Source organism: Skermanella sp. TT6 (assembly GCF_016653635.2).
Lineage (GTDB): Bacteria > Pseudomonadota > Alphaproteobacteria > Azospirillales > Azospirillaceae > Skermanella > Skermanella cutis.
Genome location: NZ_CP067421.1, coordinates 204,803 through 229,320 on the forward strand (window position 1 = coordinate 204,803; position 24,518 = coordinate 229,320).

General features: G+C 63.5%; 22 protein-coding genes and 4 pseudogenes. 12 read left to right on the forward strand and 14 right to left on the reverse strand.

The genetic code is table 11. The annotated features are described in order from the left end of the window. Positions 1–18: 18 nt before the first annotated feature. The 8 genes and pseudogenes from IGS68_RS28775 to IGS68_RS28805 all read right to left on the reverse strand — a co-directional run bounded on the left by IGS68_RS28775 (position 19) and on the right by IGS68_RS28805 (position 5,912). Entirely contained in the window at positions 19–405 is a 387-nt protein-coding gene (locus tag IGS68_RS28775; RefSeq protein WP_201082548.1) for a hypothetical protein, read from the reverse strand. Positions 406–448: 43 nt separating this feature from the next. Then, a complete protein-coding gene (locus tag IGS68_RS28780; RefSeq protein WP_201082550.1) occupies positions 449–715 on the reverse strand; it encodes a hypothetical protein in 267 nt (88 codons plus the stop codon). Positions 716–763: 48 nt separating this feature from the next. Beyond that, positions 764–892 carry a hypothetical protein gene (locus IGS68_RS36080; RefSeq protein WP_256445794.1) on the reverse strand — a complete coding sequence of 43 codons (129 nt, stop codon included), beginning with the start codon at positions 890–892 and terminating at the stop codon, positions 764–766. 1,221 nt (positions 893–2,113) lie between these two features. Next, on the reverse strand, positions 2,114–3,025 hold the full coding sequence (locus IGS68_RS28785) for an alpha/beta fold hydrolase (RefSeq protein WP_201082552.1): 912 nt from the start codon (positions 3,023–3,025) through the stop codon (positions 2,114–2,116). A gap of 354 nt (positions 3,026–3,379) precedes the next feature. After that, positions 3,380–3,769 carry a hypothetical protein gene (locus IGS68_RS28790; protein ID WP_201082554.1) on the reverse strand — a complete coding sequence of 130 codons (390 nt, stop codon included), beginning with the start codon at positions 3,767–3,769 and terminating at the stop codon, positions 3,380–3,382. After that, positions 3,759–4,061 carry a hypothetical protein gene (locus IGS68_RS28795; RefSeq protein WP_201082556.1) on the reverse strand — a complete coding sequence of 101 codons (303 nt, stop codon included), beginning with the start codon at positions 4,059–4,061 and terminating at the stop codon, positions 3,759–3,761. The genes IGS68_RS28790 and IGS68_RS28795 overlap by 11 nt, the downstream gene beginning before the upstream one ends. Further along, entirely contained in the window at positions 4,061–4,246 is a 186-nt protein-coding gene (locus IGS68_RS28800) for a hypothetical protein (protein WP_201082558.1), read from the reverse strand. The genes IGS68_RS28795 and IGS68_RS28800 overlap by 1 nt, the downstream gene beginning before the upstream one ends. A 45-nt stretch (positions 4,247–4,291) precedes the next feature. Continuing rightward, positions 4,292–5,912: pseudogene (locus tag IGS68_RS28805) on the reverse strand (ISL3 family transposase). A 234-nt stretch (positions 5,913–6,146) separates the two neighbouring features. On the opposite strand from IGS68_RS28805, the gene IGS68_RS28810 reads away from it, so the two are divergent. The 4 genes from IGS68_RS28810 to IGS68_RS28825 all read left to right on the forward strand — a co-directional run bounded on the left by IGS68_RS28810 (position 6,147) and on the right by IGS68_RS28825 (position 10,119). After that, entirely contained in the window at positions 6,147–7,730 is a 1,584-nt protein-coding gene (locus tag IGS68_RS28810) for an IS66 family transposase (protein ID WP_247881468.1), read from the forward strand. Between the two features lie 97 nt (positions 7,731–7,827). Next, positions 7,828–8,085: a hypothetical protein gene (locus tag IGS68_RS28815; RefSeq protein WP_201082560.1), complete on the forward strand. Its 258-nt coding sequence runs from the start codon at positions 7,828–7,830 to the stop codon at positions 8,083–8,085. 497 nt (positions 8,086–8,582) lie between these two features. Next, the gene (locus tag IGS68_RS28820; protein ID WP_201082561.1) at positions 8,583–8,870 is read left to right on the forward strand and encodes a hypothetical protein; all 288 of its coding nucleotides are present in this window, start codon (positions 8,583–8,585) and stop codon (positions 8,868–8,870) included. 385 nt (positions 8,871–9,255) lie between these two features. Further along, positions 9,256–10,119 (forward strand): GlcG/HbpS family heme-binding protein, encoded by an 864-nt coding sequence (locus IGS68_RS28825; RefSeq protein WP_201082562.1) that lies wholly within the window; start codon positions 9,256–9,258, stop codon positions 10,117–10,119. A 310-nt stretch (positions 10,120–10,429) separates the two neighbouring features. On the opposite strand, the pseudogene IGS68_RS28830 reads toward IGS68_RS28825, so the two are convergent. Further along, positions 10,430–11,397: pseudogene (locus tag IGS68_RS28830) on the reverse strand (IS5 family transposase). A 109-nt stretch (positions 11,398–11,506) separates the two neighbouring features. Between IGS68_RS28830 and IGS68_RS28835 the strand changes: the two are divergent. After that, positions 11,507–11,635, forward strand: coding sequence for a Ros/MucR family transcriptional regulator (locus IGS68_RS28835; RefSeq protein WP_371821953.1), 129 nt, complete (start codon positions 11,507–11,509; stop codon positions 11,633–11,635). Positions 11,636–11,807: 172 nt separating this feature from the next. Here the strand turns inward: IGS68_RS28835 and IGS68_RS35755 are convergent. The 3 genes and pseudogenes from IGS68_RS35755 to IGS68_RS28845 form a co-directional block, all read right to left on the reverse strand. After that, positions 11,808–12,013 (reverse strand): annotated as a pseudogene (locus IGS68_RS35755) (IS481 family transposase); the annotation flags it as partial. Between the two features lie 280 nt (positions 12,014–12,293). Then, a complete protein-coding gene (locus IGS68_RS28840) occupies positions 12,294–14,000 on the reverse strand; it encodes a bifunctional protein-serine/threonine kinase/phosphatase (protein WP_201082563.1) in 1,707 nt (568 codons plus the stop codon). A 21-nt stretch (positions 14,001–14,021) separates the two neighbouring features. Continuing rightward, positions 14,022–15,029: a glycosyl transferase family protein gene (locus tag IGS68_RS28845; RefSeq protein WP_201082564.1), complete on the reverse strand. Its 1,008-nt coding sequence runs from the start codon at positions 15,027–15,029 to the stop codon at positions 14,022–14,024. 230 nt (positions 15,030–15,259) lie between these two features. Here IGS68_RS28845 and IGS68_RS28850 point away from each other — a divergent pair, with 230 nt between their 5' ends. Next, positions 15,260–15,442: a hypothetical protein gene (locus IGS68_RS28850; protein ID WP_201077876.1), complete on the forward strand. Its 183-nt coding sequence runs from the start codon at positions 15,260–15,262 to the stop codon at positions 15,440–15,442. 115 nt (positions 15,443–15,557) lie between these two features. Here the strand turns inward: IGS68_RS28850 and IGS68_RS28855 are convergent, their stop codons facing one another. Further along, positions 15,558–15,695: a hypothetical protein gene (locus IGS68_RS28855; RefSeq protein ID WP_201082565.1), complete on the reverse strand. Its 138-nt coding sequence runs from the start codon at positions 15,693–15,695 to the stop codon at positions 15,558–15,560. Between the two features lie 164 nt (positions 15,696–15,859). On the opposite strand from IGS68_RS28855, the gene IGS68_RS28860 reads away from it, so the two are divergent. The 5 genes from IGS68_RS28860 to IGS68_RS28880 are packed head-to-tail and all read left to right on the forward strand — an operon-like array spanning position 15,860 to position 22,478. After that, positions 15,860–17,071 (forward strand): nitrate/nitrite transporter, encoded by a 1,212-nt coding sequence (locus IGS68_RS28860; protein ID WP_201077875.1) that lies wholly within the window; start codon positions 15,860–15,862, stop codon positions 17,069–17,071. Positions 17,072–17,075: 4 nt separating this feature from the next. Beyond that, positions 17,076–19,208: a molybdopterin oxidoreductase family protein gene (locus tag IGS68_RS28865; protein ID WP_201082566.1), complete on the forward strand. Its 2,133-nt coding sequence runs from the start codon at positions 17,076–17,078 to the stop codon at positions 19,206–19,208. Between the two features lie 42 nt (positions 19,209–19,250). Next, a complete protein-coding gene (locus IGS68_RS28870) occupies positions 19,251–19,601 on the forward strand; it encodes a hypothetical protein (protein WP_371821932.1) in 351 nt (116 codons plus the stop codon). A 39-nt stretch (positions 19,602–19,640) separates the two neighbouring features. Then, positions 19,641–22,085, forward strand: coding sequence for a nitrite reductase large subunit NirB (nirB, locus tag IGS68_RS28875; protein ID WP_201082568.1), 2,445 nt, complete (start codon positions 19,641–19,643; stop codon positions 22,083–22,085). 3 nt (positions 22,086–22,088) lie between these two features. Beyond that, positions 22,089–22,478, forward strand: a complete 390-nt coding sequence (locus tag IGS68_RS28880; protein WP_201082570.1) for a Rieske (2Fe-2S) protein — start codon at positions 22,089–22,091, stop codon at positions 22,476–22,478. Positions 22,479–22,654: 176 nt separating this feature from the next. Here the strand turns inward: IGS68_RS28880 and IGS68_RS28885 are convergent, their stop codons facing one another. Then, positions 22,655–23,701 carry a glutamine synthetase beta-grasp domain-containing protein gene (locus IGS68_RS28885; protein ID WP_201082572.1) on the reverse strand — a complete coding sequence of 349 codons (1,047 nt, stop codon included), beginning with the start codon at positions 23,699–23,701 and terminating at the stop codon, positions 22,655–22,657. Positions 23,702–24,090: 389 nt separating this feature from the next. On the opposite strand from IGS68_RS28885, the pseudogene IGS68_RS28890 reads away from it, so the two are divergent. Next, positions 24,091–24,507 (forward strand): annotated as a pseudogene (locus IGS68_RS28890) (transposase); the annotation flags it as partial. Positions 24,508–24,518: the final 11 nt, after the last annotated feature.

Sequence of the window (24,518 nt, forward strand, 5' to 3'; positions counted from 1 at the left end):
ATGACGGCATGGCCGTCTTCAGCATTCTTCTTCCAACGGAAACCACCCCATGCGGTCGTCGTCGGCCTCAATCGCCGCCTGCTCGCGCTGATCCGTGTCGCGCCGGAACGCTTCCAACCAGGCGCGGGTATCCGCTTCCGCCACGCCACGTTCGGCCAAATCCGCCACCAGCTCGTCGGTCAGTGCGCGCATTCGTGTCTCGGACTGCATCACCTTGGTAAAGGACTGGTCCCAGGCCGCGGCCCGGTGGAGCCGAACCTCCCACCAAAACTCCCGAATGATATCGAGAACGTAGTGAAAATGAGCGAAGCCACAAGCAAAACGCAGGGTCGGCCCCACATAGCCGATCTCCTGCGGCTCATCAGGCTGGATGAGGAAGTCCGGAATGTCATGCGTCAGCGACATTCCGGGCTTCCATGTAAGTCTGTGCGTCGCGCCGCAGGCTGGATTAGAATTGGTCGATCCATTCCCGCGCCTTCTCCGGCGTCAGCCCCTCGTTCTCCCACAGGATCTGCAGATACTGCCGCGCCTCGGCGGCCTTGGCCTCGTTACGGATGACCTCGCCCAGGTCTCCGCGCCATGCTGCGGCGATCTGCGCCTGGATATAGAAGTCGAGGAATGTTGCCGCCCGCGCCAGGTCGCCATTCTCCAGCAGCTCGTGGAGCGTCGGCCGCTCCGGTTGCGGGGGTGAGGTAAGCCAGGAAAGGTCAAGCATCGGCGGCATCGCGGAATCATGCCACGCGGCGGAGTCCGGGCGCAAGGATCAGCGTGAGCGCTTCTCCGGCGGGCGGGGCAGCTTGCGGCCTCGCTGATCGGGGATCACGACCAGCAGCGCGACGATGCAGGAGGCGAAGGCGAGGGGAGCAATGTGCTCAACGGGACAGAGGCGCATGTTCTTCCTCCTGGCTGAAGATACTAACATTTTGATAACGCATAAGTTGTTTTCTGTCTCCGAGCGGATCATACAGAGGCTCTATTCCCCCTGCAGGCTCGTGAAGAATCCGGAGTACATCTTCGCCGGATAGACGGTTAGAGGAACCTGCACAACGGGCGCTTTGTTTAATTGTAGAAGATGGCGTCTTTAGTAGCATGCAGGAGTGTTTCTAAATGCAGTTCGTCCATTGGCGTGATCTTGGTTCTCCTACCCGGCCAGGATGTGCTACCGTTCCTGAAGGAGTCGTGCAAGTAAATCAACTTCACATTGCCATTGCGGCCAAACACGGTGGACGATGCAGTTTCAGGATCGATGACGCAATCAGAAATGGCAGCGCTGGGCGGGAGTATGATTTGGGAAGGCTGGCGTATCCAGACTGAGCTTGGTGGGGGCGGCACCGAGCATTTATCTGTATTGATTACGTCAATGAAGGGCGGGGCAAATCTACATCCCCGCCATTCATCCGTTTTGATTTGCCTGTTTTCTATAGTTATGCCGCAGCGGGCTGTTGCTTATTCTTTGACTGCCAATCTCCAACGCAGCCCTCGTTCTCATTGCCGACCGTAATTTCACGACACAATCAACCGATCGGCCAATTCCCTTGGGCCATGGCAGCAAACGGCGTCGCAAAGAACATATTCGTTTGAAACCGATCCGTCCCGTTCATAGGGTCGTACAGAGGACTGCTGCTGTTTCGCAGGAACCTATGATATTGTCTATAGTCATCGACCCGCGGCACACTTCCATTACCCGATCTAATCACAATTTGGGTATTGAAAGGCAAGGGCTGTGAATAGACGTTGCTTCCCAAGGGCGTTTGGCCCATTACCATATCGATGATGGTGTCGGTTACATACCAATGGATTGAGTTAGGTTGCCAAGATCCGGGCGAGGGTGTTGGCATTTCAACTCTGCATCGGAAGTTGCTTGCAACCATTTCCCAGTAGCTGCTTCCTGGTGTCGCGCCTAAGTACGTGGCGGTAAAGTCAATCCGTATCAACGCCCCTTCAGCACTTTGAAGATTGCACGTGCCCTCAAACGGCATGATTGTTCCCCTTGTTGCTCGTCAAGCGACACTGGCTGAGCGCGATTTATGTAATCAGCCGTCGATCTAGTCCTCATCATACTCGCACAGGTAGATGATTGCTCCGCTCGGCGCTCCGCCACCGCCTAGCATTCTCATCGCTTCTGCAAAAAGCCGAGTACCGCAGCAGTAAAGCCCGCCGGATCCTGGACTGGACCTCCATGGTCCACGCCTCTTAGAACTTTCAGTTCAGCGTTGGGCATGCACGCCTGGTAAGCCTGAATAACGATGGGGAAAAATGCTTTCGTTTCTTCTCCAGCAAGCAGAAGTGTCGGAGGCTTGAAGTTCTTCAGCATATCGCAGGTGATTGGTGGAGCAGGCGGCGCGGTGAACGCTAGCTTGATCATCCGCGCATTATCCATCCACATTGTTTTCAGATGCTCGGGCTTGTTGTCGAAGCCGCCAGGTGGAATTTGGAAGATCCGGTCGACCAGCATCCTGGAAGCTCCGACATGGTCTCCAGCCTTCGCTGCCTGAACGACGGGGCTGAACAACTCTGTGCGCTCCGTTACCATCTTCTTGGTTTCCGGAGCGTCTGGCGCCATCATCGTGCTCAGCGGCGGCTCATAGAGCACGAGGCTGCGCACGAGCGACGGGTTTTTCACCGCTGCTACCGTGGCAACGGTCCCGCCATAGGACCATCCAACCAGATGAACTGGTCCGGTGCCCAAGGATGAGATGAGTCCGACGAGCTCATCGGCGTGGGTCGCGACGCTGAAGTCCTTTCCGTCGTCCGTCCACGGCTCGGTTCCGGAATATCTCTGTGTGTAAGCGATGAAGCGGTTCTTCTCGGCTATCTTGGACGAAATTGGCGCCCATGCGCGCAGGTCGGACAGGGTTCCATGCACGAAGACGACAGTCTCCCCTGAGCCCTGTTCCAAGTAGGGAACCTGGACACCATTCACTTCAACAGACGACATTTTCTGAGCGCTGGCACTTAGCGGCACGTTACTTATCCACAGCGACAAGAATGCTCCGCCCAGTGCCCGGTAACGCCTCATGGACATGATATTGCCTCGCTGCAACAATCTACGCAACGATACCACAGCCTCGACAATCCTGTGCAATCTTAGAATGAGTATACTGAAAGGTCACCGGACTGCAGGCCGCTTCCATAAGGCATTAGATCACGCTGCAATCGTGCAAGCAGCCGAGTATTTAGCTGACCTTCGGTGTGGTACTGGATGGCAAGCTCACCGTGCAGAAACTCAAAGCCATCGTGGCGATCATGGAGGCGGGCGAGCCTTCAGCGGACAGCGGGCAATCCTAGTGCACAGACGCACTCAGAAGATGCACGAAAAAAGTGTCCAAACCCGCACGCCGATTGCCTTTCGGCTGAATCTTCTGTCGGCGTCTGTGCACTAGCCGCTGCATTCCCGTCCGCTCCCCGTGCGCAGATGACCGTCCTCCGTGAACCATGCGTCGGTGCATTCTCCCGCCAAATCGGCCCGCGCCCGCGCGTCCTCATCGGTCCTGAAGGCCTCCAGCCACGGCAATGACTGCTCCGACGGCACGCCCATCATCTCGGCCAGGTCGTCGACCAGCTCCTGCATCCGCGCCCGGCAGATAATGTCGGCCTCGAGCATGTCGGAGAAATTGCCGTCCGCTGCCGCTTCGCGGAACGCCCAGACCCACCTACTGACCGAACCCAGCCCGCACTCGACATGCACCGCATCGTGGCTGGTGCCGGAAAACCGGATGCCCGGGGACGGGCCGAACTCATAGGTCCGAATGGTGGGGTCAGGGGGCACGGGGCTTCTCGCACTCGTAGACGCTGCCGATCACCTGCTTTGCCTTGTCGGCGAGCTCGGGCCGGGTGTCATCCTTGGCGATGGCGACCAGGCTGGCATAGTCGCCCAAGCCCAGCGTGAACAGGGCATCGTAGAAGGGTTGGGAAATCACACGGCCCTGCTTGTCGCGGTTCATGGTGTCGTTAATGCCCTCCATGACGTGCATTCGGCGGTCGCCGGTCACGAGATCGCAGAACTGGTCGGCACGCGCCGCTGGAGCGGCAAGGAGCAGCACCATCAGAAGCGCGCGCATCAACCGATCCCCTGTGCTTTCGGCGGGCCGGGTAGCGCCCCGTCCGGGTTGCAGCGCCGTTCAAGATCGAGCAGCGTGCGCGCGGCCTTGACGGCGTGCCGGTTCTCCGGCGTCGGCGCCGTGGCGCTCGCTTGCTCCAGATAGCGCAACGCATCGGCGTGCCGGTCCTCGATCAGCGCCCACATGGCCGAGAGTGTCAGGAATTTCGGTTCTCCCGCACTTTGCGTGGATCAGGCGGCCAGGAGGACACGGCGGCGGATGAGATCGAAGTTTCCGCGCCCGTACATCTGCCTCTTGATGAGCTTGAGCTTGTTGATCTGTCCTTCCGCTTGGCCGCTGCTCCACGGCAGGGTCAGAGCGGCCTGGATCGCCGCTTGATCCTGACGGAGGCCGGCGGCAAAGGTTTCGACGACCGGGGTGCCGCAGGACTCCGCTTCATCCAGCCAGCGCGCCAGGATCGCCGGAGAATCCTCCGGGGCTTTTCCCCGAGTGACGCCGCAGGCGCGCACCAGGTCGCCAAACCGGGCGATCAGAGGATTGAGGCGGGCAACCTCGGCATCCTGGGCGATCCACGCCAGTGTCGCCTTCCCGGCTTCGTCCAGGGCGTCCGGGGAACGTACCAGAAGCCAGGCAAGCTGCCGGGCCGACGCCAGTATGCGCTTGCGCTCCGACGGCCGGCCGGATGGTGCCGGGACCTCGCGTCGCCGGTCCACCCACCGATGCAGCTGCTGGACCGATCCGGGATAGCCCCTCTCCCTGATGTCACGCCACAGCTCCGCCACGGTCGCACATCCCTCCGCGAGCCGGCTTTCCACATGATCGAGCCAGGGATCCAGAGCGCTCGCGACGGGGCGCCTTTCGGCGCGCTCGGGGAAGCTCTGCGCGGAGGCGAAGGATCGGACCGTCTGCCGGGAGATCCCATGGCGCGGCTGATCGCCAGGATCGTCTCGCCGGCCTGGAGACATCTATGCACCTCCTCATGCCGGGCCAGGCGCCGGGCACGGCTATCTTGCGTGCGGGCCGTCTCGCTTCGGGTCCGCGAGAAGGTTTCGCGCCGTTGCCGCGGTGACAGGTCGCCGGTGTGCACGGGAGGCAGTCGGCGCAGGCGGCCGTGAATGCCCGCCAGCCAGCGCTCGATCATCTCCCGCAGGTTTCGAAGCAGGTGCCAGCGGTCCACGACCTGGGCCACGCCCGGCGCGCCGAGGCTGGCGCCGCGGGCATACTCGGTGGACCGGTCCCGCGCGATCACGCTGACCGTGTCGTACTCGCGGAGCCATGCCGCCAGGGTCTGCGCCGTGCGATCAGGCAGCAGGTCGACGACATGGTGCTCCTCCAGGTCGACCAGGATGGTGCCGTAGGTCTGCCCTTTCCGGCGCGCCCAATCGTCAACACCCAGGACCCGCGGCGGGGCGCGGACTGGAAGGGGAACGGCGTGCACGAGCCGGAGAACGGTGTCGGCACTGACGGGCATGCCCAGGAACCGCATCAGGCGAGCACCGGTCTCCCCGCCGCAGGCGATGCCGATCCGCCCCTGGATAGCGGCAAGCCGCCGTGTCCGTCGTGCTTTCGGCGCCAGCAGATCCGGTATGGTTTCGGCAAAGGTCAGACGAGCGCAGGCCGGGTTCCGGCAATAGAACCGGCGGACGCTGAGAAGCAGGCGGACCTGGCCGCCCAGGCTTGGCAGATCGGCAGGATGACGCTGGTATCGGCTGTGGACCGCCTGGCTGGCAGTGCCGCAGTCGGGGCAGATCGCCTCGTGCCGTGCACCCTGGGCTGAATCTGGATGCTTGTTGGGCTGATCCGCGTCACATGCTCAACGCAGCAGCCCGGAACTGGGAAGAACTCATTCACATCATGATATGTGATCTCGGCCGGAAGGTTTGCGAGACGTTCTCAGACCAGACATTCCACGCAAAGTGCGGGAGAACCGAAATTCCTGACACTCTCCCAGGCGCGATCGCCTCATCCGTAAACCACACGGTCAGACTGCCCCGCTTCGGACTTGGTCAGTTTCCCCGGTTGGCGGGTGTTGCGAGCTGACATGAAGGCTTCCCTTGATGAGGGTCGGCATGGTTGGCTTACGGCATGTCAGTGCCGCCGCCTCCAGACCTGGACGCCCTGTCCCTCGACGAGCTGAAGAAGCTGGTCGTCCAGCTTTTGATCGAGGTGACAGCGCTGCGCGAGGAGAACCAGCAGCTGGGCGCGGAGAACGCTCGACTGAAGGATCTGCCGAAGAAACCGAAGCTGACGCCGGGCGGCATGGACAAGGCGACGGAACCGGATAAACGAGCCAGGACCAAGGAAGCACCCCGGCAGCGGCGCAAACGGCAGAGTGGCCGACGCACCCCGCCGGTGACGACGGAGCGAACCCTGGTCATCGAGGTCCCATCCGGCTCGCGGCGCCGCGGCTTCGAGAACTATACGGTGCAGGATCTGCTCCTGGCGCCACAGGTCATCCGCTTCCGCCGCGAACGCTGGGTGACACCGGACGGCCAGGAGATCACAGCACCGCTGCCGCCTGAGGTGAGCGGCCACTTCGGCCCCGGGATCGTGCGCTATGTCCTGATGCAGCATGTCCAAGGGCAGGTGACGGTGGAGCGCCTGCGCGCCCAGCTGAAGAGCTTGGGCGTGCGCATCTCGGAGGGCCAGATCATCACCATCCTGACGGCCAACAAGGATGCCTTTCACGCCGAGAAGGACGCCATCCTGGAAGCTGGGCTGGCGAGTGCCGCCTGGGTGACGGTCGATGACACAGCGGCTCGCCACGCCGGGCGCGATGAATACACCACCCACATCGGCAATGACCGTTTCGCCTGGTTCGCCACCCGGCCATCAAAGAGCCGCCTGAACTTCCTCGACCTGCTCCGTGCCGGCGACCCTGTCTATGTGATCAACACCGCGGCGCTGGCCTACCTGATCGAACACGGCGTGCCGGAAAGCATCGTCGCCGCTCTGCTCGCCGCTGGATCCCGAAGCTTTGACGATGATGCGGCGTGGCGGGTCCACCTGGACAGCTTCGGCCTCGGCGCCGGTCAGCGTCGGCGGGTCACCGAGGCCGCCATGGTCGGCGCCATCGTCGCCCGCGGCCTGCTGACCGACACCGTGATCGTCTCCGATGATGCGGGTCAGTTCGATGTTTTCCAGCACGCCCTGTGCTGGATCCATGCCGAGCGCCATCTCCGCCGCATCGTCTGCGTCACCGACGAGCAGCACCGCCTGGTCGATGTACAGCGCCAGCTGGTCTGGTGGTTCTACGCTGATCTCAAGCTCTACAAGGACGACCCGACCGCCATACGCCGCACGGCCCTGCGGGCACGCTTCGACCGGATCTTCGGCCGGATCACCGGCTTCACCGAACTCGACGACACAGTTAGCCGCCTTCACGCCAACAAGAATGAGTTGCTCCTGGTGCTCGACCGGCCCAACATCCCGCTGCATACCAATGGCTCGGAGAACGACGTCCGCAGCTTCGTCACCAAACGCAAAGTCTCCGGCGAGACCCGCTCCGCGGCCGGCAAGCAGGCCCGGGACACCTTCCTCAGCCTGCTGAAAACCTGCTCCAAGCTCGCCATCTCGTTCTGGGACTACCTGGGAGCCAGGCTCAAAATACCGGACGCCGATCGCGTGCCCTGGCTCCCCGATCTCATCCGGCAGAACGTTCCGGCATAGACCAGCTCAGAACGCCGTGACCGCTATCTGCCGGCGAAACTGACCAAGTCCCTACGTTGCTATTGGCGTTTGGCTGACGTGTGCCGGCACCTGCGCGGTGATCGCTCACGACAAGAACCGAAGCGATGTCGGCTGGTTTGTGCTGGGACTGCTGTTCAGCTTTTTTGCGCTTGTGGCCATCTGTGCGCTTTCCCGAAAGGAAAAGCTCGAAGGATCCAACGACACCAGTGTGAAGCCTATGTCCCAACAGCGCACGGCCTATCTGGCCAACCCCCGTCTGGCGGCCCTGATTTCAGAAGGCGAGAAAAATGCAGCAAAATGGGAAGTTGCTCTTGAAAAGCAATCGGATACATAGCCGGTAATGACCACCGGCGCGCTGACCCTTCGCACCTATCCGCTCGACCTGGTCCGCATCGCCCGCGATCGGTGTGGACGCCAGGGCCAGTACCAGCGCGCTAGGCTGCTCGACCGGTTCGGACCGGACCTCAGCATGCCGGACGTTTTGGGGTGCGTCACCGAATGCCTACGGCGTGGCAATGCGTCTGATCCATGCCACGCCCTCTACCCTGACCTGGTCGACCGCTCGATGACAGCCTCGCTATCCTCATCCAAAGATGGATAGGTACCATACCTAAGCGGAAATTATGTATTAGAGTCTTATTAGAACGTTTGAAATTAAGGAAAGTCTAGCATTCTGAAAACCCGGCTAAAGTTGATGTAACATTAAGTTTATCATGCCGGGACATAGTACACCCTTAACTGTAACATCCGGAACGAATTACTTTATTCTTTCCGGACTGGGGTTGTTATTGGGCAAATGCACCCCGGTACAACTTGCCCGGAGGCACGACCATGATATCAAAAGACCTGAAGAATAAATTGGTTCTGTGCGGTGTGGTACCAGTCCTCTTGCTGGGTAACATCGGCAGCACCCATGCCGAAGGTGCTCTAGTACCCCCTGCTGTTGACCTTGATATTTACACCCCTACTGCTCTGGACAGCACCAGCAAGGATCCCGAAAAGGACACGTTCGGCTATGACATGAGAGGAATAATCCAACCCGGTTCTCCGCCGACGCCTGGACAAGGCCTGGATGCTGAGGGCACAGAACTCGCAATAGTCACTCCGCAGCCGGAGTAGAACCATCATTGAACGGCTAATCTCTATCGTGGACCTCAATCCGTTTCCACCTAGTATTGTTCGGCCCAGTCCGACGACGGCCGGACAACGCTGGTTCCTGGAAAGCGGATTGACGTCCAACGTGCTGGATTTGGTCGCCCGCTCGTTGGTGGCCTCTATGTCCAAACCGTAGGAAGAGATATGTCCGGAATACCATAAGAATTTCCTATAGAATTATTCCCAATTAGTAGAAATTTTTCCAGATTCGGAATCGTCATTAGTAATGAAAGTATGCTTACTGAGACTCCTCTGAGTTTCCAAAAGTTGCGCTTAGACAATCATGTTTTTCCACCGGTTGTCTCAGTATCAACTAACAAATAGCAGTTTCTTGTTCTAGGGAGTTAACATGAAAAGACATGCGATTTTTGGTTTTGCCCTGACAGTGGCTGCGACGCTTTGCACTTCGCCTGGATATGCGAAAGACGGCGCAGACGACAAGCGAGCGGACGACTCCAAGTCGCCTCCGGCAGCAGCGGGACAGTGCAAGGGTCTTCCGAGTCATTCCAACCTCGTAAAAGCCCTCAAGAGCGCGGTTGCGGAGGCGAACGGTGGTTTCGGTCTCCAGATGTGGGCGACAATTGTAGACCGGGACGGGTTCGTATGCGCTGTCGCTTTCTCCGGCGCCGACCGCGACGACCAGTGGCCGGGCAGCCGCGTGATCTCGGCCCAGAAAGCCCATACCGCCAATGCCTTCAGCCTGGACGGCCTCGCCCTCTCGACCGCCAACCTCTATACCGCGGTTCAGCCGGGCGGGACTCTGTTCGGGCTGCAGGAGAGCAATCCTGTCGATCCCAAGGCCGCCTACAAAGGCAACCCGAAGAACTACGGGACCCCGCAGGATGGCATGGTCGGCGAGAAGGTCGGCGGCATCAACGTGTTCGGCGGCGGACTCGGGCTGTATACCAGCGACAGCCAGATCATCGGCGGCCTCGGGGTCAGCGGTGACAGCTCCTGCGCCGATCACAACATCGCCTGGCGGGTGCGTCGCGCGCTCCGTCTCGACCGGAACGGGACCGGTCCCAAAGGCGTGAGTTCCGCCGGGACCGATGCCATTGTTTACGACATCATCCAGTCGCAGGGAACGTTCAGAAGCCCGAGCGGTTGGGGTCACCCGGAGTGCAGCCCGGCAGCCACAGATATCGCGGTTGACATCGGCGCCGGGGTCGAGGGCTTGCCGCAGGCGGCCGCACTGTCTTCACCCGCCCAGTGATCGTCATAGTATGATCCGGGTCGGCATTGCTGGCTCGGATCATGCTCACCTGGGATATTATTCAATATGCCTCCACGTAATCCGGCGACGAGCCGCGTTGATCGCCGATCGACTGACGCCTAGCCGGGAGGCGAGATCCCCCGTCTTCATCGCACTGGCACGGACCATCCTGATGTCGTCTTCGGTCAGGCGAGCAGCGATGTTTTGCTCACCCGGTGCGCAGATCAGAGGGCGACCCCGTGAAAGCCCATCCTCGAGGCTGTGGTGCATAAATCGCGTTGGGACCAGACTTCCCCCCATGTGCTGGATCTCAGGCGACCTTCCGGGAGGCCGGCATGCCGAGGCTGGTCATGCGGTTGATCGCGGCGCAGGCGACCCTGGCCTCGACCTTCTGGGCGGACAGAGTCCGGGCGCGGAGGCTCCGCCGACCAGGACCTTGTACCTGTGGAAAGCGGTTTCCACGAGCGCGCGCTTGCCGTAGCCAGTCGCGGCCTGCCAGCCCATCCGGCCTTTCTCGGCAAGCACCTGGATGTGCCGGTCGCGCTGAGTGGGGTCGGTCTCTGCCGTGTCGCTCAGGACCGCGGTTGATCTGGGTGGGATGACCACCGCGGCGTCGGGATGACGCTCGAGGACAGTCCGGTAGGTGGGATCGCCGTCATACGCGCCGTCAGCAAAGACAGTGGAGACCGGGCCGTCGATCTGATCGAGCAACGGGCCAACCTGGGAGGCATCGCCCTCGTCCGTGGTGGTCAGCTCGGCGGCCAGGATGTCACCGCTGTCCGGATCGATGGCAAGGTGCAGCCGGCGCCAGCTCCGGCGTGGCGTGCCGCCATGTTTCTCATGCCGCCACTCGCCCGCGCCGAAGATCTTCAAGCCGCTGGAGTCGATCACCACATCCACGGGTCCCTTCGGCTTCTTCAAGGCGGTCGTCAACGGCAGGCGGGCGCTGCGCCGAGCCAGTGTCGTATGGTCCGGCACCGGCAGGTCCAGGCCGAGCAGTTCGATGATGGAGCGCAGCAGCCCCTCGGTCTGGCGCCACGGCTGGCCCATCACCAGACGCAGCATGGCCGCGGTCTCGATGACGATGTCCGAGTAAGCCGGCGGTCGACCACGTTGCCCGGTCGCCGCTGGCGCCCAGGCTTCCAGCGCCTCGGGCGTCACCCAGACCGTCAGGCTGCCGCGCTGCTGCAGGGCTCGGTCGTACTCCCGCCAATTCAAAACTCGGTACTTGGCTTTTGGAATCTTGTGACGGCGCGGTTCGTTGTGCTTGTACGGCATGCGGGCTCTCGGCAGCAGGGCGGCCTCTATACACCTGCCCGGGCCGGCCGTGCGATCCTGATTTACGCACCAAAGCCGGGTGAAGTGGAACCTGCCGGCGGACTACCCGATGGTCGCTCCGGCCTATGCTGAGAAACGCAGCGAGTTCGCCAAGGCCATCGGTTTGGGCAAGCACCGGTCTGCGCCTGAAGCCGAGACGGCCCCGGTTCAGCGCTCACGACGTCGGGCAGCGGCCTAATCTTCGCGGCAGGTAGGAGTGCAGGGGGCGCTCCCACCTGGCCTTTGAGTTCAAGGCTCCAGGCCAGATTTCTAAGGGCATCACGGCGGAATAATGCATTTTATCGAAGACATTGTCTGGATGCGATACTTCCTTAACGCTGTAGACGGTCAGCTGGGCAACGATTTTTAGTGCGCTCTTCGTCGGTGACCCGCCACCACGGGTGGTTGGGAGGCGAGGAGTGGTCGCGACAATCCTCGGCGCCGCGCCTGCGCCATTTGCGGATGGTCTCGGTGCTGACGCCGTAGCGCTTGGCAAGTTCGCCGGAGGGTTCAGCGAACGAAGGATTTCGGCACGCACGGCCGGTGTGGTTCTGGCATTGGGATGGATCTGATACATGGGCAGGCCTCCATGGATCGTTCGACCTCCACCGTTTACCGATGATCAGGGTATTCTAGACTGCGGTGGGACCTCAAGCCTGGCCCTGGCGAGCCCCCGCCGCTAGCGCGGCGGCTGCCGGCTTGACCGCCCACCGCCGTTTGGAAGATCTGGCTCTTCATCGGCTGCGACGGACCGGACTGGCTGGTGCTCCCGCGCGCCCAGCGGGCCGGCGAAGTGCCAGGCATAAGCCTCTATCACCCAACATACTTGATCCCTACAACGTTGCGCCGTCAGACAACTAGAGGGCGGAAAACAGCAGTGTCAATGCAAGGACCAGCGAGACGGTCTGCCAGAACCGCACGGGGTTCCGGTCGTAAAGCGGCGGCTTGCGCAGGCTGACAGGGCTACCGCGCGCCAGTCCGCTTTCCAGCTCCGAGGCGAATTCGATCGCGTCGGCAACGCGGTCCCGGCGATCCACGGCCACTGCCCGGTCCAGGACGGCGTCGAGCCAGCCCGGCAGGTCGGGCCGGTAGCGTGACAGGGGCGCCGGCTTGCCGAAGCGCGGCCGGCTGAATGGCTCGACCTCGCCATAGGGGTAGTGGTTGCTGAAGGCCCGGTAGACGGTGATGCCCAGGGCATAGACGTCGCTCAACTCGTCGCCGGCCTGGCCGGCGAGCAGTTCCGGGGCCATGTAGCTGGGCGTCCCGGGAATGTCGGCGGCCGGGAAATCCTCGATCCGGGGCAGGCGCACCACCCCCAGGTCGATCAACCTCAAACCGCCCCGCGGTTCCAGGATCACGTTGTCCGGCTTGATGTCGCGGTGGATGATGCCGGCACGGTGAAGTGCAGCGACCGCCTTGCAAAGCTTGATGGCGATCTCGACACCGTCGCGCAAGTTCAGCCGTGGCTTGCGGCCCAGCCGTTTCTCCAGCGTCTCGCCCTCGTAGAAGGGCATGGTGGAATAAAGGCAGGTCTGGCGCTCCGCCGGCACCTCGATCACCTCGCCGATCCAGGGGCTATGGATGCGCGCCGACACCCAGGCCTCGCGCAGGAAGGCGGAGTGGTGGGTGGCATCGGTCGCGACCATGGGCTGCGGAAACTTCACCACGACCCAGCGGTCGCCGTTGGCGGTGTCGGCGGCCTTGAACAGGCGGCTGTAGCGCCCGTCCGACAGAACGCTGTCCAACCGGAAGCCGTCGACTGTATCTCCCGTCCTGGGCACCGGATCGCGGATCGGCAGGGCGGCGATAGCCGATTCAAGGTCGGCATGCTCCGCCGGAGGCAGGCTGATGACGTCGATGACCAGGGCCGTGATGTTGTCGGTGCTGCCGGCCTGGAAGGCGGAGGCGACGATCTCCCGCGCCGCCTCCTCCGGCGCCAGGCCCCTTATCAGCAGGTCGCGGATGCGGCGGTCTCCCAGGGTGCCGTGGACCCCGTCCGAGCACAGCAGTAAGCGGTCGTGCGGCTTCAATGTCTCGGCCGAATAGTCGAGCCTGACCGACGGCTCGATTCCGATCGCCCGGAACAGCACGTGCCTCAGGTCCGGATGCTTGAGCGTGTGGTCCTCCGTCAGGCGCACTAGGTCGTCGCCGCTCAAGCGGTAGGCACGACTGTCGCCGACATGGAGGACATGGGCCTTCCTGCCGAGCAGGATCAGCGACGTGAAGGTGCAGGACGCATTCTCCAACATCGCGTCGGTCCGGCCGAGTTGGTGTATCCACCGGTTGAAGGCGTCGATCGACGCTGCGGCGGCGTGATGAACGCCGACCGTCGCCGGCTGGGCATAGTAGCCATCGATGAAAGTCCTGACCGCCAACTCCGCCGCGACGCGCCCGCCCTTGGCGCCGCCGACACCGTCGGCCACCGCCGCGACGATCCCCTGCCGAATGCGCTGGAGCGCGGTTCCCTCGTAAAGACCGGCGTAATCCTCGTTCCGCGGGCGCCGGCCCTGTTCCGAAGCGATGCCGAACCGGATCTGGATGCCCTTGGAGCGAACCTCATTCATGCCGATGGAATCCACGCGCCGTCAGGCGCGGAACCGGCCCGGAGACCGCGACCGCCACAGCCGCTCGGCCATTGCCTCGGCCTCCTCGATCAATGAGGCTCGGCCAACGGCCCTCAGGCCCACGGCTGCGGTCGCGATGACCGCCTGCTCGGCGACCGGGTTGTCCAACTCCCCCGCCCACAGCAGGGCGGGGTGGCGTGGATCCAGGTCCTCGGCACGCCACTGGTAGGTCGTTTCCATCCGTTCCGCGAGCCGGGGCGCCCAGAATTCCTCCGCCGCCTGGCCGTCCTCGACGGTCGCGACCACGCACTCCTTCAGGGGGGAGCGTTGCGCCTCGCCGCCGATGCCCTTGAAGATGGCGGCGCAGGGCTGGCCTAGGCGGATCGCGATCTCCTGGTGCAGCGGGCGGTAGGGCGGATGGAACACGCTCTGGATCTGGGCAGGGGCGTCCAGCGGGTTGATGTCGCGGGCGAAGGTGTTGACCGCGGTCCGCACGCCCAGCAGCGGGCGGAGTTGGAACAGCCGTTCCAGGTCGGGACAGAAACCCTGCAGCCTGATATAGGCGAAATTGCTGTTCCGCAGTTCGGCCGCCGCTTGGGTCAGGGATCCACAGGGATGGATGCCCAGCTGGGCGAGCGCAGCGGGGGTCGGGGCGTACCCTTCCGACCCGCCGTCGATGCCCTGCATCAGCACCTTGATGCCCTCTGCCGCCAGCAGCAGCGCCGACAGCACAAACCAGGGCTGCTGTCGGTGCCGGTCGGCGTAGGAGGGCCAGCCCAGGTCGGGAACGATCGGGTCGTCGGGCCGGGCGAGCACCGACTTCGCCGCCCTGACGAATCCGGCAAGCTCCGCTCCCGTCTCTTCCTTGCGCCTCAGCAGCAGAAGGAAGGCGCCGAGCTGGATGGGATCGACCTCGCCGCGCAGGACCATCGTCATGGCCGTTTCGGGCTCGTGCTCCTCCAGGTCGCGGAACAGCTTCGGTCCCTTGCCCAAAGCCCTCGTATATTCGGCGAACGGATGTTCCTGCATGATCGGTGACTTTCCCCGATTTTCATCAACGATATTCTAGCGGACATGCTGGTGCGGTGCAGCATCTTGTTCCATGAGACATCGGTGGCTTCGCTTTGCTCCGCATTGCATGTGAATGCCGGCGCTACCGTCCGCGGTAGTAGCGGTCAAGTGGTAGGAACGAGCGTGACCGCAACTCCGTTCCAGAGTCTCAACCTGATTTTGCACCGACATCATCAAGGAAATACCCCATGGCCAAGGACAACCAGGGGCAAGCCCGAAAGATGGAGATCGATGGCATGCAGAAGGCGAAGCGGCTGAACCACAATGCCGTCGCTAATACAGCGCCTGACAGCAATGATGCCAGCCGCAACGATCCCGAATTGACCTCTCCGGCAATCGGCGTGCCGAAATCGCCCGGATCCCACAGCTGAGCACCGGGAGGGCTAAACATCGGGGCTGTCGCCCAAGATCTATTCAGACTGCCATGATGACAGCAGGTTGAGCAGATATTGGGCAATTATCGTTTCCGACGCGCCTTAATTCCATTCAGTGACCGACGCCGACCAGCCACACCTGTCCGGCGTCGGTGATTTCAAGCACCTTCTCTAAATCGGAAGATCGTTGAGTGCCTCTTAATTGGGTAAGAGCGGGCGGTTCCGCAGCAATGAAGTTATAGATCTTCATCTGTGAAAGATGTTCGCATGACACCAACGTGACAGTTGGCACATAAATTGCGATGCCATTTCCCCGGATGGATGAAGATATAAGCATAAAATCGAAAGATTAATTTTATGTTTTCTCGGCTGAGTTGGGTCGCAGCCGCAGAAAAATCCGGGGAAAGGAGCTCCATGCACTCTAGTTTCTGGAAGGCGGGTCATCCACCGACCCTGTTCGCCGCGTTCCTGTATTTCGATGTCAGCTTCATGGTATGGGTGCTGCTGGGGCCGCTCGGCGTCCAGATTTCCGAAACCCTCGCGCTCAGCCCGGCCCAGAAGGGCCTGATGGTGGCCACCCCCGTACTGGCCGGAGCGTTCCTGCGCGTCGTGCTAGGCCTGATGGTCGACCGGATCGGCCCGAAGCTGACCGGCATCATCGGCCAGCTGCTGGTGATCGGGGCGCTCGGCGCCGCATGGCTGGTCCAACTGTCCGCCCTGTGGCAGGTGATGCTGCTGGCCGTGTTCCTCGGCGTCGCCGGCGCCTCCTTCGCCGTGGCCCTGCCGCTGGCGTCGCGCTGGTACCCGCCCGAGCACCAGGGAACCGCGCTGGGCATCGCCGGCGCCGGCAACTCCGGCACTGTCTTCGCGGCCCTGTTCGCACCGACGCTGGCCGTCTGGTACGGCTGGAACAGCGTCTTCGGGCTGGCCCTCATTCCGCTGGGCATCGCCTTCGTGGCCTTCCTCGTCATGGCGAAGGACAGCCCGGATGCCCCGCCGCCCAAGTCCCTGAAGGAATATCTGGCGGTGCTCCGGGAGGTCGACGCCTGGTGGTTCATGTTCTTCTACAGTGTGACCTTCGGTGGCTTCGTCGGCCTCGCGTCCTCCCTGACCATCTACTTCAACGACCTCTACGGGCTGGGCGCCGTGGAAGCGGGCTACTTCACGGCGGCCTGTGTCTTCCTGGGGTCGGTGATGCGGCCGGTGGGCGGCTATCTCGCCGACCGGATCGGCGGTATCCGGTCGCTCAGCATCATGTATGCCATCGCGGCGGCTTTCCTGATCATCGTCAGCTTCGGCCTGCCCAATGCCTGGCTCGCGCTGATCGCCTTCGGATGCGCCATGCAGGCCCTGGGTATGGGCAACGGCGCCGTGTTCCAGCTCGTCCCCCAGCGTTTCCGGCGGGAGATCGGCGTCATGACCGGGATGGTCGGCATGTCCGGGGGCATCGGCGGGTTCTATCTGGCATCGAGCCTGGGCCTGTCGAAGCAGTGGTTCGGCGACTACCAGGCGGGATTCCTGGTGTTCGCTCTGCTGGCGGTGGTGGCTCTGCTCGGCCTGTCCGGCGTTAAGAGGCGGTGGCGGACGACCTGGGGTGCCGCCCACATGACCGCCGCCAAGGTCTGACGGCATGGCGGGGACGCATGCGGGGACCCGCACGGACACGCACTGTCCGTACTGCGCCTTCCAGTGCGGCATGACCCTGGTCCGGGAAGACGCCTGCGGGGAGGTCCGTTACACCGTGGCCGCCCGCGATTTCCCGACCAATCGGGGCGGACTGTGCCGCAAGGGCTGGACGGCCGCCGACCTGCTGTCGGCACCCGACCGGCTTACCACGCCCCTGATGCGCGACAGCAAGGACGGCCCCCTGCGCCCCGCCTCGTGGAACGAGGCGCTTGACAGGATCACCGACGCGATCGGCCGGACCCAGCGGGAGCATGGTCCGGCCGCCGTCGGCATATTCGGCGGCGGCGGGCTGACCAACGAGAAGTCCTACATGCTGGGCAAGTTCGCCCGCGTGGCGCTCCGTACCCCCAACATCGACTACAACGGCCGTTTCTGCATGGCATCGGCCGCCGCGGCCGGGATGAAGGCGTTCGGCATCGACCGCGGCCTGCCGTTCCCGCTGGAGGATATCGGGAGGGCCGAGGTGATCCTCCTGGTCGGCGGCAACCCGGCTGAATCGCTGCCCGTCATGATGCAGTACTTCGAGGAGCAGAAACGCCGAGGCGGCCGCCTGATCGTCGTCGATCCCCGAGTCACGCCCACGGCGGCGCTGGCGGACCTGCATCTCCAGATCACTCCGGGAACCGACGCCGCGCTCGGCAACGCCCTGCTGAACTCGGTGATCCGGCAAGGCTACCTGGACCTCGACTTCATCGGGCTGCGCACCGTCGGGTTCGAGCAAGTCCGGCGGACCGTGGGCTCCTACTGGCCCGACCGGGGCGAGCGCATCACCGGCGTTCCCGCCGACCGCATCAACGAGGCCGCCCGCATGCTGGGCACCGCCGGGACGGCGATGGTGCTGACCGCCCGCGGGCCGGAGCAGCAGAGCACCGGTGTCGACAACGTGCTGTCTTTCATCAACCTGGCGCTGGCGCTGGGCAAGGTCGGCAAGCCTTTCTGCGGCTTCGGCACCCTGACCGGCCAAGGCAACGGCCAGGGCGGGCGCGAGCACGGCCAGAAGGCCGACCAGCTTCCGGGATACCGCAAGCTGGACAACCCGGAGCACCGGGCGCACGCCGCTTCGGTCTGGGGCGTCGAGGAAGCCTCGCTTCCCGGCCCGGGGCTGTCAGCCTGCGAGCTTCTCGCCGCCCTCGGTCGGGAGGAGCCGGGCAAGCCCGGCATCCGCGTCCTTCTGGTGATGGCCTCCAACATCGCCGTCTCGGCCCCGGATGTGGCGCAGGTCCGGCAAGGCCTGCGGGCGCTCGACCTGCTGGTGGTGTCCGACATGTTCCTGTCCGAGACCGCCGGGATGGCCGACGTCGTCCTCCCAATCGCCCAGTGGGCGGAGGAGGAGGGCACCATGACCAACCTGGAGGGGCGCGTCCAGCTACGGCGCCGGGCCAAGCCGGCGCCCGACGGCGTCCGCACCGACCTCCAGGTGATCAAGGCCCTGGCCGACCGGCTGGGCCGCGGCGCCCACTTCACCGACGATGCCCGCGAAGCGTTCGGCGAGCTTCGCCGGGCAAGCTCCGGCGGCCTCGCAGACTATTCCGGCATCACCTGGGAGCGGGTCGCGGCGGAGGACGGCGTCTTCTGGCCCTGTCCCGATGAGGCCGCTGGCCCTGCCGGCACCCCCCGCCTGTTCCTCGACCGTTTCCCGACACCCGACGGCAGGGCGCGCTTCAGCCCCGTCGGCCACCGTCCCCCGGACGAGGAGCCGGACCAGCATTACCCGCTCTACCTGACCACGGGGCGGGTGCTGTCGCAGTACCAGTCCGGCGCCCAGACGCGCCGGGTGCCGGCGCTGCTGGAGGCGGAGCCCGAAGCTTTCGTCGAGATCCACCCCGGCATGGCCCGAAGCTTCGGCATCCGGAACGGCGACCGGGTGCGGCTCGTCACCCGGCGGGGCGACGCGGTGGTCAAGGCGCGCCTCGTCACGACGATCCGGATGGACACGCTGTTCGTCCCTTTCCACTGGGGCGGCGCGGGGTGCGCCAACCTGCTGACCAACGCCGCCCTCGATCCCGTCTCGCGCATACCGGAGTTCAAGGTCTGCGCCGTCCGCCTGGAAGCGGCGGACTTGCCCCCGAAACATTGAACAACACCCCTCACACCCACTGAACCACGGGAGAAACCGGACATGATGGATTCGACCCCACGCTTCCTCAACGGCGTGTTCGACTTCGAGGGGCGCGGCCTGTCGCGGCCGGCGGAGCTGGACCCGGCGCTGGCCTACACGGTCCCGGCGGACAAGCGCGCCCAGCTGATCTACCTCCGCGCCGGAAACTCGCTGAACGAACTGGTCTACCTGGTGCTGACCAAGGACGGCGCGCCGATGCGCTATTTCCCCATCGGCGCCAAGGACGCGGTCCATGTGCCTCTGGCCGTGGTCGAGGACCTGTTCCCGGAAACCAGGGTGGAGGTCTTCCTCGCGGCGCCCGAGGGCCAGGCCGGCACGCTGGTGCTCGACATCGGCCTGATCGAGATCTGACGGTTTCTCCCTTTGCTGCCATCTTCCCAGGAGAGAGCCATGGGCAAGCGTAAACTGGTCGTCATCGGCAACGGCATGGCGGGCGCCCGCGCCGTGGAGGAAGTGCTCGCCCGCGGCGGCGCCGACCTGTTCGAGATCACGATGTTCGGCGACGAACCCTACGGCAACTACAACCGCATCCTGCTGTCCAACGTGCTGAACGGCAGCCAGGACCCGGCCGACATCGTCATGAACCCGCTGGACTGGTACCGGGACAACGGCATCACCCTGCACGCCGGGTCACCGGTGACCGATATCGACCGGTCGGCCAAGACGGTGCGGTCCGAGGCCGGCGTCCACATGCCCTATGACTATCTGCTGATCGCCACCGGCAGCCGCGCCTTCGTGCCGCCGATCGAGGGCATGACCGGCCCGGGCGGTAAGCTCCGGGACGGCGTGTTCGCCTTCCGCACGCTGGACGACTGCGACGGCATCATAGCGAGGGCCAGGGAGAGCCGGCAGGCGGCGGTGATCGGCGGCGGCCTGCTGGGCCTGGAGGCGGCGCGCGGCCTGATCAACCACGGCTGCCAGGTCCACGTGATCCATATCGGCAAGCACCTGATGGAGCAGCAGCTGGACGCCCCGGCCGGCGCCATGCTGAAGGCGGCCATGGAGTCCATGGGCGTGCAGGTCCATCTTCAGAAATCCACCACGGCCGTGCTGGGCGACGAACGCGGCATCACCGGCCTCGCCTTCAAGGACGGCACAAGCATCGACTGCGACCTGGTCGTCGTCTCCGCCGGCATCCGGCCGAACGCGGAGATCGGCATGCGTTGCGGCCTGACGGTGGAGCGCGCCATCGTGGTCGACAACCACATGCGTTCGGTGGACGACCCCGACGTCTATGTCGTGGGTGAATGCGCCCAGCACCGGGGCCGGGTCTACGGGCTGGTGGCGCCGCTGTGGGATCAGGCGAAGGTGTTCGCCGACCATGTCACCGGGCGCAATCGCGACGCCGCCTACCACGGCTCTAAGCTGGCGACCAAACTGAAGGTGATGGGCGTCGAGGTGGCCGCGATGGGCATCACCGAGCCGACCGAGGAACGGGACGAGGTCGTCCAGTTCACCGAGCCCAAGCGCGGCACCTACAAGAAGCTGATCGTCCGCGATGGCAGGCTGGTCGGCGGCATCCTGATGGGGGACATCAGCAAGGCGGCCTACCTGATGCAGGCCTTCGACCGGGACTCGCCCCTGCCGGACGAGCGGCTGTCCCTGCTGTTCGACTTGGGCGCTCCCGCCGAGAAGGTGACGCTGGAGGAGATGCCGGCCGAGGCCCAGGTCTGCAACTGCAACGGCGTGACCAAGGCCGCGATCGGCGCCTGCGTTTCCGGCGGCGCCCGCACCGCGTCGGCGGTGATGAAGGCGACGCGGGCTGGCATGGGCTGCGGCTCGTGCAAGGGGTTGGTCAACGAACTGGTCGATTTCTACTGCGGCGGCGAGGCGGAGGAAGACCCCTCGGTCCACTACTATGTGCCCGGCGTGCCGCTCGCGACCCAGGACCTGATCGAGGCGATCCTCACCAACGACTTGAAGTCCGTGTCGTCGGTCTTCAAGGTGCTGGCCGGCGGCAAGGAGGATCCCGGCAGCAAGCCCGGGCTCGCCAACCTGCTGTCCACGATCTGGAAAGGCGAGTATGAGGACGAGCGCGACGCCCGCTTCATCAATGACCGCATGCACGGCAATATCCAGAAGGACGGCACCTTCTCGGTCGTGCCCGAAATGCCCGGAGGCGTCTGCACCCCGGACGAGCTGAAGCGGATCGCCGACGTGGCGGTCAAGTACAACGTCCCCCTGGTCAAGCTGACCGGCGGCCAGCGCATCGACCTGGTCGGTGTGCCGCGCGACGACCTGCCTGGCGTCTGGAAGGATCTGGGCATGCCGGCCGGCCACGCCTGGGGCAAGAGCTACCGGACCTGCAAGTCGTGCATCGGCACCGATTACTGCCGCTTCGGGCTGGGCGACAGCATGGCACTGGCGACTAGGATCGAGAACCGATTCCGCGGCATCGACAGCCCGGGCAAACTGAAGCTTGCCACCGCCGGTTGCCCGCGCAATTGCTCCGAGGCCTACGTCAAGGACGTGGGCGCGGTCGCGATCGGCGACGGCAAGTGGGAGATCTATGTCGGCGGCGCCGCCGGCGCCCATATCCGCAAGGGCGACCTGCTGTGCGTGGTCGGCAGCCACGACGAGGCCCTGAAGATCATGGGCCGCTTCATGCAGTATTACCGCGAGACCGCGAAATGGAAGGAGCGGACCTACAGCTACGTCGAGCGCATCGGCATCGCCAAACTCCGATCCATCGTCGTGGACGACAGCGAGGGCATTGGCGAGCGCCTGGACAAGGCGATGCAGGAATCGATCGACGCCTATCGCGATCCTTGGCTGGAAGGCCAGAATCCCGCCACCCCCAACCAGTTCACCTCACTTGTTCCAGCGGAGGGCTGAACCATGTCCGATCGTTTCACCCTGGGTCCCCTGACCGGCCTTCCCGCCGGCGAGGGGCGCACCTTCAAGCTCGGCGACCGCCGCGTCGCCGTCTTCCGCACCAGGGACGGTGCAGTCTATGCCACCCAGGCGAGCTGCCCGCACCGGTCGGGACCGCTGGCCGACGGCATGCTGGGCGGCCACGCCCTTGTCTGCCCGCTGCATGACTGGATGTTCGACCTGAAGACGGGGAGTTCCCTGAACGGCACCTGCGGCATCAAGACCTATGTCGCCAGCGTCGAGCCCGACGGGAACATCACCGTGGAGGTTGACGACGGTCCGGAAATCAATGCCAATCCCGCTGCCGGTCCCATGACATCCGACATCGGCACAGGCACGCCGCCGCCTAGCTGAACGTAATGAAGCATTGACCCTTTCCTCTCCATAGGACCGAAGAAGACATCAGGTCTAAAAAGGTTAGGGACTGCTGCGGGCCATAGCTTCCGGCTAAGTCGGTCCTCTGGTAGACGCCGCCAGCGCGACAAGGCAAATCACGGCGTAGACGCCCAAATCTACGCCGTGGCAAACGATCAGGCTGCAGCCGAAACGCCGGCTTCAGCACCCGTCGGGACGGATGCAATCGTTTTCAGGATCCGGGAAGCGATCTGGTACGGGTCGCCTTGCGAATTGGGACGGCGATCTTCGAGATAGCCTCTATAGCCGTTTCTTACGAAGCTGTGCGGCACACGGATCGATGCGCCCCGGTCAGCGACACCGTAGCTAAAGGAGTGGATCGACTGCGTTTCGTGCTTGCCGGTCAGCCGCATGTGGTTGTCCGGTCCATAGACCGCGATGTGATCATCCCTGGCTTGTTCGAAAGCTGCCATCAGCCTTTCCAAGTATTCCTTGCCGCCTGTCTCGCGCAGATACGTTGTGGAAAAGTTGGCGTGCATGCCGGACCCGTTCCAGTCGGTGTCGCCGAGCGGCTTGCAGTGATACTCGACATCGATGCCGTACTTCTCCGTCAGCCGCTCCAGCAGATACCGGGCAACCCACATCTCGTCGGCGGCCCTTTTTGAGCCCTTTCCGAAGATCTGGAATTCCCATTGGCCCTTCGCCACTTCGGCGTTGATGCCCTCATGGTTGATGCCGGCAGCAAGGCATATGTCGAGATGCTCCTCAACGATCCTGCGTGCTATATCGCCGACCCTGCTGTAGCCGACGCCCGTATAGTAAGGACCCTGTGGTGCCGGATAGCCATTCTCGGGAAACCCCAGCGGCCGGCCGTTCTTGTAGAGGAAGTATTCCTGCTCGAATCCGAACCAGGCACCCTTATCGTCCAGAATGGTTGCCCGCTTGTTCGACGGGTGCGGGGTTTCGCCGTCCGGCATCATCACTTCGCACAGCACAATGGCGCCATCCTTGCGTTCGCTGTCCGGAAAAATGCGGACCGGTTTCAGAACGCAGTCCGAACTGTTTCCCTCAGCCTGCATAGTGGAGCTTCCGTCAAAACCCCATAGAGGAAGCTGTTCAAGCGCGGGAAAATCAGCATATTCCTTGATTTGCGTCTTCCCACGAAGGTTGGGTACTGGAGTGTACCCATCAAGCCATATATACTCGAGCTTGTACTTTGTCATTGCCCGGTTTCTCTGAATCTGTTGATAGGATGCGACAAAAAATCCTGGCGCGTGCCAAGGCGCCAAAGGCGCCCCCGGTCGACAAGGGCATAGATCTTTAAGCATTTACTGTGCCATTGGACCCGGAAGCTTCGCCTCAATCAGCAGAACTGAGGTCTAACCTCCACCCAATCTGGACCCAATCCTCATGTCGTGAGTCAGAGGCGCCGACAGTGCGGCGAAGGCGCTACGAGCACCGCGCGGAGTGGCGACGCTGCTAACCTGGATAATTCATGAGGGTCTGGCGGGGGCGAGTCAAAAGAGCGCAGCGGGGACGCCCAACGAATTGATTTCGTGTAGGATTTTAGTGTTCAGACAAGATCCACACGAAACCCGGAGGCGTTCCCGCCGTGACCAACACTACAGGGTTCCTGCCCGGCTTGTCACCGGTGTGCGGCAAACCGGTGGTTGCCAAGTTTGACGCAGGACGGCTGTCCTCGGACAGCGGCGTCCTGCTGCTCGGCGAGATCGACCGGCGCCTGGGGATCAGCGAGCGTCTGGCCGGCTGCCTCCAGGACCGCCGGGACGCCGGGCGCGTCGTGCACAGCTACGCCGAGATGATCCGCTTCCGCGCCCTGCTGATTGCCTGCGGCTATCCGGACGGCAACGACTGCGACGCGCTGCGCGCCGACCCGGCGTTCAAAATGGCGGTCGGCCGGCTGCCGGAGAGCGGGGCGGACCTGTGCTCGCAGCCGACCGTCTCGCGGCTGGAGAACACGCCGGGGCGCATCGCGCTGCTGCGCATGATGGCGGCGATGGTCGACCTGTGTAAAGGGCG